Below are 11,310 nucleotides of genomic sequence, written 5' to 3' on the forward strand. Positions count from 1 at the left end.
GTTGCCTCAAAGTGCCTTTTTTCTTGCTAAGGCAAGTGGCAGTTAGAGGCAAGATTAGCCCGAAGCAGCTGTTGCCTTGATTAGGCAAAGGCTCTAGAAGCGCAAGTTTGCCGCATCTTCACGCGGCGCGATCGTCAGGGCAGCGACACCGGCAGCACGAACGTCGGCGACCCCGTCGGGTAGTACCGCAGCTCCGCCTCCCCGGACGCGGTCAGCGTGAACGCCGTGACCGCGTCCTCCGACTGGGCCGCCACGTAACACGTTCCGTCCACCAGGGCGAAGTGCCGCGGGTTCGCGCCGCACGGCTGGTCCGCCACCGCCAGTGCGTCGTCCAGGGCGAACTCCGTCACGCAGTCCGGGCCGCGGTTGGACACGTACATCCGCGAGCCGGCCAGCTCCAGGTGGGCGACCAGGTTCGGGATCACCGAAGACAGCGTCGACGCCGTCGAAGCGACCACGTCGAACGCGCCCGGTGAGGTCTCGCGGACCGTAACCAAGGTCCCGGCCAGCTCGCCGACCACGTACGCCAGGTCGGTCCCCGGCCGCCGCACCAGCTGGCGCGGCCCCGTGCCCGCAGGCAGCGAAGACACCGCGAGCGGCGACAACGAACCGTCGGGAGACAGCGTGTAGCTGCGGATCTCGTCCGTCCCCAGGTCGACCGCGCTCACCACCGAACCATCGGCCGACGGGACCGCCATGTGGACGTGCGCCGCCTCCTGGCGGTCGGAAACCGGGCCACTGCCGGAGTGCTGCACCAGGGCGGTCCGCGTTTCGAGGGTGCCCGAAGACGACAGCGAGAACACCGCCAAGCTGCCGCCGGTGTAGTTGGCACACAGCAGGAACCGGCCGTCCGGGGTCACCGCCAGGTGGCACGGGTGCGCGCCGCCCGTCTCCGCCGTGCCCAGCACCGACAACGAGCCGGAGTCCGAAAGCGCCAGCGCTGTCACGGCGCCGGATGAAGTCTCGTTCGCCGCGTACAGCACCGGCAGTGACGGGTGCTTCGTCAGCCACGACGGCGACTCCAGCGGCAGCGAAGCGACTTCCGTCAGATCACCCGTGGTGGACCGGGAAAACGTCGTGATCCCGGTGCCGTTCCCCGCATCACCGGTGTAGCACCCGACGAAGACCAGCTCAGCCATGCGCGCTCCTCAACAGCGTCTCGACCCGGGCGGAGATCTCCGCGGTGGTGCCGCGGGTCAGCGCCGAGCCGACCCCGCACGCCACCGCACCCGCCGCCAGCCACTGTGGCACGTCCGCCGGCCCGATGCCGCCGGTGGGCACCAGTGGCGCCTGCGGGAGCGCCGCCCGGACATCCGAAACCCACGACGGGCTCAGCGCCGAAGCCGGGAACACCTTCACCGCGTCAGCGCCTTCCTCCAGCGCCCGCACGATTTCGGTCACCGAGCCGGCGCCGGGGAACGCCGCCGCGCCGTACCGGTGAGCGGTACGGATCACCGCCGCGTCCACCGACGGCGACACCAGGAACCGCGCGCCCGCGCGGATCGCCAGCACCGCCGACGCCTCGTCGAGCACGGTGCCGGCCCCGATCGTCGCGTCCGGGTAGGCCGCGGACAGCCCCGAGATCGCGTCCAGCGCGCCCGGGTTCGTCAGCGGCAGCTCGATCGAGCGCAGTCCGGCTTCAAGGGCCGCGCGCGCCGCCGAAACCGCCGACTCCGCGTCGTGCGTGCGCACGATCCCGACCACGCCCTGCCGCAGTGCGTTCGCGGTGATCTCCCAGCGATAGCTCATCGGTCCACCTCCGTGCCGAGCAGTGCCTTGGTGAGTTCGCCCTGGTCGGGCAGGCCTTCGAGGTCCGTCCGCGTGCCGACGACCAGCGCCGCGCTGGCCGCGCCCGCCCGCAGCGCTTCCTCCGGAGACGCGCCCCGCAGCCACGCCGAGAGGTACCCCGACGTCAGCGCGTCACCCGCCCCGACCGGATCGGCGACCTGTGTGACCAGGCTCGGCTGCGACCACGACCCGTCGGCCGTCACCGCTCGCGCGACCTTGTCCCGATGCTTGACGACGACCGTCTGCGCCCGGCCCGCGAGCAGCGTTCCCGGGGTCTGCCCGAGCAGCTCGAGCTCGTCTTCGCCGGTGAAGACCAGGTCCGCCCTGGTCAACAGCGTGCCGACCGTCTCGCGCCAACGGTCCGGATGACCGAGCTTCAGCCGGACGTTCGGGTCGAAGGACACCCAAGCGCCCGAAGCGCGAGCCAGTGTGAAGAGCGCTTCGACGGCTTCGCGCGCGTCGGACGACAGCATCGCCGTGATGCCCGAGACGTGGACGAGCCGAGCGCCGTCGAGGCCTGCTTCGCGCACGTACGCGGCTGAAAGGCGCGAAGCAGCGGAGCCGCTTCGGTGGTACTCGACTGTCTCGGTGTCCCGGATGAGGAACCCGGTGTACGCGTCCGGGTCGACTTCGACCCGCGAGACGTCGACGTCGTCCGCGCGCAGCGTCGCGAGCACGTGCGCGCCGGACGGGTCGTCGCCGACGCGGCTCAGCCAGCGGACGCGGTGGCCGAGCCGGGCCAGGCCGACGGCGACGTTGGTCTCGGCTCCGGCGACGGACGACGTGAAGGTGCGGGCGCGCCGCAGGGCGACGCCGGGCTCGGCGAGCAGCAGCCGCATCGCCTCGCCGAGAGTGACGACTTCGGTGTTCATCGAGCAGAGCATAGCGCGTGAAATCTTAATTTAGGATTTATTCTTGACGGCGACCGAGGCGCCCCGGCATGCTGCTCCCGGCCTGGCTCGACGCTGTTTCACTGGAGAAGGGTGTCCGGCACCATGTTCCCGAAGAGATCCCTAGCGGTCGTAGCTGCGGCCGCCGCCGCGCTCACCGCCATCGCGATCCCCGCGCAGGCAACACCGGCCGTGGACCAAGGCGCTCCCGACTACTACGACAGCGGGGTCGCGAAGACCCCGTACATGGGCTGGAACACCTACTACGGCCTGGGCGCGCCCAGCGAGGCGTCGGTCAAGTCCGTCGCGGACTTCCTCGTCTCCAGCGGCCTGCGCGACGCCGGCTACCGCTACGTCTGGATCGACGGCGGCTGGACCGCCCCGGACCCGCGCGACGCGCGGGGCAACCTCCTCGCGGACAGCGCGAAGTTCCCGAGTGGACTGTCCACTTTGGTCAACTACCTGCACGACCGGGGACTCAAGGCCGGCATATACACCGACGCCGGCGCCTCCGACGGCAAGAACTGCGCGGCCGGCTCCGGCGGCCACTACGAGCAGGACACCAAGCGGTTCGCGAGCTGGAAGTTCGACGCCGTCAAGGTCGACTTCCTCTGCGGCATCGCCCAGAACCTCAAGCCCGCCGAGGCGTTCACGCAGTTCAGCCAGGCCCTCGCCAAGGCGGGGCGGCCGATGGTGCTCAACGTCTGCAACCCGGTCACCGACGAGTGGGGTACCCCGCACGGGCCCGACCAGGTCGCCGGCATCGCCTACACCTACGGCCCGCTCGTCGCCGACTCGTGGCGCACCAGCACGGACATCGCGTTCGGCACCCCGTACGAGGGCATCTGGAAAGACGTCCTGCGCAACATGGACGCCAACGCCGCGCACCCCGAGGCGAACGGGCCGGGCCACTACAACGACCCCGACTACCTGATCCCGATGCGCAAGACCGAGCAGGGCACCTACGAGCTGAACGAGGAGGAGTCGACCACCCAGTTCGTCATGTGGGCGGAGACGGCCTCCCCGCTGATCCTCGGTTCCGACCCGCGCACGCTGCCCGCGTCGATGCTGAAGACGCTCAAGAACCCCGAGATCGTCGGCGTCAACCAGGACCGCCTCGGCATCCAGGGAGTCCGCGTCGCGACGACCGGCGGCACCGACACCTACAGCAAGGTCCTCTCCCAGCGGGGCGACCGGGCCGTCGTGCTGCTCAACCGCGGTGAGGCTCCGACGCAGATGACGCTGAAGTTCGCGGACGCGGGCCTCAGTGGCCGGGTGTCCGTTCGCGACCTCCGCGCCCGCGCCGACCGCGGTAGCGCCGTCGGCGAGTACACGGTCACCGTCCCCGCGCACGGCACCGCGTTCCTCCGCCTGCACGGCACCGACCTCGTCCCCGGCGATGACCTCGGCGGCCCCGCGTCCGCGAGCCCGGCGGTCGTGCGCACCGGCGGGAAGACCGTGACGTTCTTCCGCGACCCCGCCGGCAACCTCCAGCAGAACGGCCTCGACGGATCGCGTCAGGTCGGCGGCAAGTTCCTCGGCCAGCCCGCCGCCGTCGCCACGCCGACCGGCGTCGACGTCTACGTCCGCGGCCTCGACAACGCCCTCTACCGGCGCAGCTACTCGAAGCGCTGGGGCGACTGGAAGCGGCTCGGCGGGACGCTGACCGATTCGCCGTCCGTGACCAGCGACGGAACGGTCTTCGCGCGAGGTGCCGACGGTCAGGTCTGGCAGCGGACCAGCGATGGTCAGTGGTCCGGTCTCGGCGCGCCCGGCGGCGAGCCGATCTACGGCCGTCCCGGCGCGGCGACGTCCACGAGCGGCACGGTCGTCGCCGTCCGGACCGCCGACGACAGCGTCTGGGCCCGCACGAAGACCGGCGACAGCTGGTCGGACTGGACGTCCATCGGTGGCACGGTCAGCAGCAGCCCGACGCTGGTCGCCGTCGGCGCGAAGGTCGCCCTCACGGCGTCCGCGAGCGACTACTCGCTGCGGGCCAACGAGTGGTCCGGTTCCTGGGCCGGCTGGTTCAAGCGGCCGGAGTACCCGAGCGGGAGCATCGTGGGAACCCTCGGCGCGGCGTCCGACGGCGCGTCGCTGTGGTTCGCGGCCCGTGGGCCGGACGACCATGTCCACGTGACAAAGATGGGCGCGTAGCGCCTCCGTTGAGGGTGGCGGCGGGGGCATGGATGGAGAAGTTCTAGGAAAGGGAGAAGGCGATGTCCACGTGTACCGCGGTGGTGACCGGAGCGGCGTCCGGGATCGGGCTGGCGACGGCCCGGAAGCTGCTCGACGACGGCTACCGCGTGCTGGGCGTGGACATCGCCGAACTCCCCGAGGGCGTCGTCCCCGTCCGGGGCTCGGTCAGCGACGAGGCGACCTGGGAGGCCATCGGTGAGGTGGACGCCCTGGTCAGCAACGCCTACGTGCCGAGCACCGGGCCGCTGCACGAGATCGGCCGCGCCGAGTGGCAGCGGCAGCTCGACGTCAACCTGACCGGCACGTACCTGGCAGTGAAAGCCTGCTTGCCTTCCCTGCGCACCCGGCGTGGCGCGATCGTGCTCGTCTCGTCTGTGCACGCGCACTTCGGCCTGCCGGGCCACCCCGCGTACGCCGCGAGCAAGGGCGCGCTGGTCGCGCTGGCCCGGCAGCTGGCCGTCGAATACGCCCCGGACGTGCGGGTCAACTCGGTCCTGCCGGGGCCGGTGCTCACCGAGGCCTGGAACCGCATCTCGCCGGCGGACCGCGAACGCAGCGCGCGGGCGACCCCCGCGGGCCGCCTCGGCGACCCAGCCGAAGTGGCGAACGTGATCGCGTTCCTGCTCTCGGACGCCGCGTCGTTCGTCACCGGGGCCGAGCTGACCGTCGACGGCGGCTGGTCCGCCGCCAAGGATTCCGCGTAGAGGGGGACACGGGTGAAGATCACCGGGGTTGAAACGTTTCTGGTCGCGCCGCGCTGGCTGTTCCTCAAGGTCAGCACCGACGAAGGCATCAGCGGCTGGGGTGAGCCCGTGGTCGAGGGCCGCGCGCAGACCGTGCGCGCGGCCGTGCACGAGTTGTCCGAGCTGCTGATCGGCCAGGACCCGCTGCGCATCGAGGACCACTGGCAGGTGCTGCGCCGCGGCGGCTTCTACCGCGGCGGCCCGGTGCTCTCCAGCGCGCTCGCCGGCTACGACCACGCGCTGTGGGACATCGCCGGGAAGGTCCGGGACGCGCCGGTCCACGAGCTGCTCGGCGGCCCGGTCCGCGACCGCGTCCGCGTCTACAGCTGGGTCGGCGGCGACCGGCCGTCCGGCATTCGCGAAGCCGTGTCCGCCCAGGTCGAGGCCGGGTTCACGGCGGTGAAGATGAACGTCGCCGGCCCGCTGACGGCGATCGCGTCCCCCGCCGAGGCCGACGCCGCGGTGGCGCGCGCCTGGGAAGCCCGGGAGGTGCTCGGCCCGCACCGCGACCTCGCGATCGACTTCCACGGCCGCGTCTCGCCCGCGATGGCCCGGCGGCTCGTGAAGCTGCTCGAAGACGTCCAGCCGATGTTCGTCGAGGAACCGGTGCTGCCGGAGACCCAGGGCGACGCGCTGCGCTCGATCGTCGAAGCCTCGACCGTGCCGATCGCGGTCGGCGAGCGGCTCTACTCCCGCTGGGAGTTCAAGCCGGTGCTCGACGCGGGCGTCGCGGTGGTCCAGCCCGACCCGTCGCACGCCGGCGGCATCTCCGAGCTGCGGCGGATCGGCGCGCTCGCCGAGATCTACGGCGCGTCGCTGGCACCGCACTGTCCGCTCGGGCCGATCTCGCTGGCCGCGTCGCTGCAGGTCGCCTTCGCGACGCCGAACTTCCTGATCCAGGAACAGAGCGTCGGCATGCACTACCACGAGGGCCGCGAGCACGCGTACCTCGCGGACCCGTCGATCTTCGCCTTCCGGGACGGCTACGCGGCCCGCCCGCTCGGGCCCGGGCTCGGCATCGAGGTCGACGAGGCGGCCGTCCGCCGCGCCGACGAGGTCGGGCACACCTGGCGTTCGCCGGTGTGGCGCCACGACGACGGCGGTCTCGCCGAATGGTGACCTGGCTCGAACGCGGCGACCTGCGGCTCGGTCTGGTCCCGGAGCTCGGCGGCCGGCTGCTGTCGGTGCGGCACCGCGGTGTCGAACTGTTGTGGCGCAACGCCGATCTGCTCGACGACGCGCTGAACCTGCGCGCCGGCGGGGTGTTCCGGCCGAACTCGGGCCGCATGGGTGACTGGGTCAACTACGGCGGCGACAAGACCTGGCCCGCGCCGCAGGGCTGGTCGGGACCGGACGAGTGGCCCGGTCCGCCCGACCCGGTCCTCGATTCGGGCCCGTACCTGGCCTACACCGGCGACGACCTGGTCACCATGGTCAGCCGGGCGGATCCGCGCACCGGCCTGAAGTTCAGCCGCACGGTCGCCCTCACCGACGACGGCTACGAGCTGCGGCTGTCCGCTTCCAACACAGCGGATCGGCCGATCCGGTGGGCGCTGTGGAACGTGACCCAGCTGCCCGGCGGCGGGTCGATCACGGCCGGGCTCAGCCGGCCCGACGTCGTCGCGCTGGTCGCGGGCACCGGAACGCCGGAGTACACAGTGGACGGTGACCGGCTGGTCGTGCCGGCGCAGGACGTCGTGGGCAAGCTCGGCGTCCCCGGAACCGCGGGCTGGGTCACCTACGGCCCGTTGACGCTGTCGTTCGACGTCGACCCGGCGGGCGAGTACCCGGATGAGGGCTCACCGCTGGAAATCTGGCTGGAACACCCGCTTCCCGAACCGTTGGCCGCGCTGGGTGACCTGGACCCGCCCGCGCGGATCGTCGAGCTGGAGGTCCTCGGTCCCTTGACGACCCTCGAACCGGGCGAGAAGACCGGCTTGTTAATCCGTGCCGCGATCCGGGAAGATGGCGTGTGCCCTTCACCGTCCGAAGCCTGACCGCCGCGGTGTTCGCGCTGGCCGTCACCGCCGCCCTCCCCGTCACGGCCCACGCGCAGGAAGCGCCGGAGTGCCCGGCGAACCTCGACTGCCGGTTCGTCCCGGCCGCCTACGACTGGGCGAGCGCGGACCACGGCAACCCGAACAACTACGGGAACTACGACCCCGCGAACCGGCCGGCGGACGGCGACCAGATCAAGTACATCGTCATCCACGACACCGAAAGCCTGCCGAGCAGCACGGTCAGCCCGTACGACCAGGCCATCGCGACCTTCCGGAAGCCGGAAAGCGGGTCGAGCGCGCACTACGTGATCCGCTCGTCCGACGGCCAGGTGACGCAGATGGTGCCGACGAAGGACGTCGCCTGGCACGCCGGCAACTGGACGATGAACGAGCACTCGATCGGCATCGAGCACGAAGGCATCGCGACGCAGGGCGGCACCTGGTACACCGAGCAGATGTACCGCGCGTCCGCGGACCTCGTGAAGTTCCTGGCGGCGAAGTACCACATCCCGCTGGACCGCGAGCACATCCTCGGCCACGAGGACATCTCCCGCGAGCGCACGACGAACTTCGCGGCCGCGCACTGGGACCCGGGCCCGTACTGGGACTGGAACCACTACATGGACCTCCTCGGCGCGCCGGTCGAGGCGACCGGTCCCGCCGGCAGCCCGGCCGTCACGATCAAGCCGGACTACGCGGCCAACCAGCCCGAGCTGACGTCCTGCACCGGAACGACCTGCACACCGCTGCCGGCGCACGGCGCGAACTTCGTCTACCTGCACACCGCGCCCGACGCGGCCTCGCCGCTGATCACCGACCCCGTCGTGCACCCGGACGGTTCGGCGGGCACGACCGCGATCGACGACTGGAGCGACAAGGCGGTCGCGGGTCGCACCTACGCGCTCGCCGGCGAGCAGGGCGACTGGACGGCCATCTGGTACGGCGGCCAGAAGGCGTGGTTCTCGAACCCGGGCCACCACGCGACGGTTCCGGCTCGCGCCCAGCAGGTGACCGCTCTCACGTCGGCGCCGTTGTACGGGCGCGCGTTCCCCGAGCAGTCCGAGTACCCGGCGGACATCCCGTTCGACCCGATCTGGACGGTCGGTGCCATCCCGTGGACGCTGCCCGCGGGCCAGAGCTACGTCGTCACCGGCGAGTTCCGGGCGGAGAACTACTACGCGCGCTTCGACCCGGCGGGCGTGCCGGCCAACCACACCCTGGTCACCGGCGGGACGAAGTACCTCCAGCTGTCCTACAACCACCGGGTCGTCTACGTGAAGGCGTCCGACGTGCACCCCGGCTGACCAGCGCAGGTATCGTGAGGGCGTGACGGACAAGCCCCGCATTCCGAACGTGCTCGCCGCCCGCTACGCCTCGGCGGAGCTGGTCTCGCTCTGGTCGCCGGAGCAGAAGGTCGTCCTGGAGCGGCAGCTCTGGATCGCGGTCCTCAAGGCGCAGAAGGACCTCGGCGTCGAGGTGCCCGACGGCGTCGTCGAGGACTACGAGCGCGTGCTCGAGACCGTCGACCTCGAGTCGATCGCCGCCCGGGAGCGCGTCACCCGCCACGACGTCAAGGCCCGCATCGAGGAGTTCAGCGACCTCGCCGGGCAGGAGCACATCCACAAGGGCATGACCTCGCGCGACCTCACCGAGAACGTCGAGCAGCTGCAGCTGCTCCGCTCGCTGGAGCTCGTGCGCACCCGCGTCGCCGCCGTGCTGGCGCGGCTGGCCGCCCTCGCCGTCGAGCACGCCGACACCGTCATGGCCGGCCGCTCGCACAACGTCGCCGCGCAGGCCACCACCCTCGGCAAGCGGTTCGCCACTGCGGCCGACGAGCTGCTCGTCGCCTTCGAGCGGCTCGACAACCTGATCGAGCGGTACCCGCTGCGCGGCATCAAGGGGCCGGTCGGCACCGCGCAGGACATGCTCGACCTGCTCGGCGATGAGTCCACTTTGGACCAGCTCGAAGACCGCGTGATGCAGCACCTGGGCTTCAACCAGCGGTTCGTCAGCGTCGGCCAGGTGTACCCGCGCTCGCTCGACTTCGACGTGCTGTCCACCGTGGTCCAGCTCGCGGCGGCGCCGTCCAGCCTGGCCAAGACGATCCGGCTGATGGCCGGGCACGAGCTGGTCACCGAGGGCTTCAAGCCCGGCCAGGTCGGCTCGTCCGCCATGCCGCACAAGATGAACACCCGCTCGTGCGAGCGCGTGAACGGCCTGGCCGTCGTGCTGCGCGGCTACCTCTCCATGATCGGCGAGCTGGCCGGCGACCAGTGGAACGAGGGCGACGTCTCCGACTCGGTCGTCCGCCGCGTCGCGCTGCCGGACGCGTTCTTCGCGCTCGACGGCCTGCTGGAGACCTTCCTCACGGTCCTTTCCGAGTTCGGCGCCTTCCCGGCGGTGATCGAGCGTGAGCTTGATCGCTACCTGCCGTTCCTCACCACCACGAAGGTGCTCATGGCGTCGGTCCGCGCCGGCGTCGGGCGTGAGACGGCTCACGAGGCGATCAAGGAGCACTCCGTCGCCGTCGCGCTGGAGATGCGGGAAGGCCGTGCCGAGAACGACCTCCTCGACCGCTTCGCCGCCGACGAGCGCATCCCGCTCGACCGCGGTGAGCTGGACAAGCTGCTCGCCGACCGCATTTCGTTCACCGGCACGGCCGGCCGTCAGGTCGCGCAGGTGGCCGAGCGCGTGGCGCAGGTCCTCGAGCGGTTCCCCGCGGCCGCGGGCTATGCGCCGCAACCGATCCTGTGAGCTGACGCACCCGTCCACGGAATGGAACGAATCCACTCTTCCGGACGAAATCCCTAATCTCGATCGCTGACCCCGTGTTCTTCGCGCGCGACCCGCGCGCGCTCAACCATGGAAGAAGCGATGAGATCCACGCTGTCGAAAATCGCCGCGCTCGTCACCTCGGGCGCGCTGGCGCTGACCCTGACCGCTTGCGGCTCGGACAGTGGTTCGACCACCCTGCGCGTCGGCACCCTGAGCGACGCCCCGCCGTCGATCTACCTGGAGAACGGCCGCTTCACCGGCTACGACAACGAACTGCTGCGCGACATCGCGAAGCGTGAGGGCTTCGAGGTCGAGTTCGTCGGCACGGAGTTCGCCGGGCTGCTGGCGGGCGTGGCGAACGGCAAGTTCGACATCGGCAGCTCGACGATCTCCAGCACCGAGGCGCGCAAGAAGACGGTGGCCTTCTCCAACGGCTACAACACCGGTTTCACCACGATCGTGACCGCGAAGGGCGCGAACCTCAAGGGCCCGGCGGCGTTCGCGGGCAAGCGGCTCGGCGTCGTCCAGGGTTCGGTGCAGGACGAGTTCGCGGGCAGGACCGCCGGTGCGCAGGTCGTCCGGTTCCCGGACTACAACGCGGGTTTCGCGCAGCTGAAGAACGGCACGCTCGACGGCTGGGTCGTACCGCAGGACATCGGCCAGAAGTACCTCGATCAGAACCCCACGGTCCCGCTGGAGCTCGGCTACACCGTCGAAGACAAGGACACCCCGTCGGCGTTCGCGGTCGCCAAGAAGAACACCGACCTGCTGAACAAGCTCAACGACGGGCTCGCGAAGGCCGTCGCCGACGGCACGGTCGCCCGCATCTACGCGCAGTTCTACAAGAGCACGCCGCTGTCCAGGGAACTCCGGCAGGGCGGCCCGGGCCTGCCCGTCAAGAACGTCGGTGTCTGA

At 70.9% G+C, this 11,310-nt stretch carries 10 protein-coding genes; 7 read left to right on the forward strand and 3 right to left on the reverse strand.

Annotation, left to right across the window (positions count from 1 at the left end):
- Positions 1–134: 134 nt before the first annotated feature.
- The 3 genes from QRX60_RS13130 to QRX60_RS13140 are packed head-to-tail and all read right to left on the reverse strand — an operon-like array spanning position 135 to position 2,660.
- Positions 135–1,139, reverse strand: coding sequence for a lactonase family protein (locus QRX60_RS13130; protein ID WP_286001055.1), 1,005 nt, complete (start codon positions 1,137–1,139; stop codon positions 135–137).
- Complete coding sequence (locus QRX60_RS13135; RefSeq protein WP_286001056.1) at positions 1,132–1,749, reverse strand: bifunctional 4-hydroxy-2-oxoglutarate aldolase/2-dehydro-3-deoxy-phosphogluconate aldolase; 618 nt, start codon at positions 1,747–1,749, stop codon at positions 1,132–1,134. Before QRX60_RS13135 ends, QRX60_RS13130 begins: the two co-directional genes overlap by 8 nt.
- A complete protein-coding gene (locus tag QRX60_RS13140) occupies positions 1,746–2,660 on the reverse strand; it encodes a sugar kinase (protein ID WP_286001057.1) in 915 nt (304 codons plus the stop codon). The genes QRX60_RS13135 and QRX60_RS13140 overlap by 4 nt, the downstream gene beginning before the upstream one ends.
- A gap of 111 nt (positions 2,661–2,771) precedes the next feature.
- On the opposite strand from QRX60_RS13140, the gene QRX60_RS13145 reads away from it, so the two are divergent.
- From QRX60_RS13145 to QRX60_RS13175, 7 genes are all read left to right on the forward strand, one after another.
- Positions 2,772–4,835 (forward strand): hypothetical protein, encoded by a 2,064-nt coding sequence (locus tag QRX60_RS13145; protein ID WP_286001058.1) that lies wholly within the window; start codon positions 2,772–2,774, stop codon positions 4,833–4,835.
- 62 nt (positions 4,836–4,897) lie between these two features.
- Positions 4,898–5,581 (forward strand): SDR family NAD(P)-dependent oxidoreductase, encoded by a 684-nt coding sequence (locus QRX60_RS13150; protein ID WP_286001059.1) that lies wholly within the window; start codon positions 4,898–4,900, stop codon positions 5,579–5,581.
- A 12-nt stretch (positions 5,582–5,593) separates the two neighbouring features.
- On the forward strand, positions 5,594–6,739 hold the full coding sequence (dgoD, locus tag QRX60_RS13155; RefSeq protein ID WP_286001060.1) for a galactonate dehydratase: 1,146 nt from the start codon (positions 5,594–5,596) through the stop codon (positions 6,737–6,739).
- Positions 6,733–7,617, forward strand: coding sequence for a DUF4380 domain-containing protein (locus tag QRX60_RS13160; RefSeq protein ID WP_286001061.1), 885 nt, complete (start codon positions 6,733–6,735; stop codon positions 7,615–7,617). The genes dgoD and QRX60_RS13160 overlap by 7 nt, the downstream gene beginning before the upstream one ends.
- Positions 7,593–8,924, forward strand: coding sequence for an N-acetylmuramoyl-L-alanine amidase (locus tag QRX60_RS13165; protein WP_286001062.1), 1,332 nt, complete (start codon positions 7,593–7,595; stop codon positions 8,922–8,924). The genes QRX60_RS13160 and QRX60_RS13165 overlap by 25 nt, the downstream gene beginning before the upstream one ends.
- A gap of 22 nt (positions 8,925–8,946) precedes the next feature.
- Complete coding sequence (purB, locus tag QRX60_RS13170) at positions 8,947–10,374, forward strand: adenylosuccinate lyase (RefSeq protein WP_286001063.1); 1,428 nt, start codon at positions 8,947–8,949, stop codon at positions 10,372–10,374.
- A 120-nt stretch (positions 10,375–10,494) separates the two neighbouring features.
- The gene (locus QRX60_RS13175) at positions 10,495–11,310 is read left to right on the forward strand and encodes a substrate-binding periplasmic protein (RefSeq protein ID WP_286001064.1); all 816 of its coding nucleotides are present in this window, start codon (positions 10,495–10,497) and stop codon (positions 11,308–11,310) included.

The sequence above is a fragment of the Amycolatopsis mongoliensis genome (genome assembly GCF_030285665.1).
GTDB classification, from domain to species: Bacteria; Actinomycetota; Actinomycetes; order Mycobacteriales; family Pseudonocardiaceae; genus Amycolatopsis; species Amycolatopsis mongoliensis.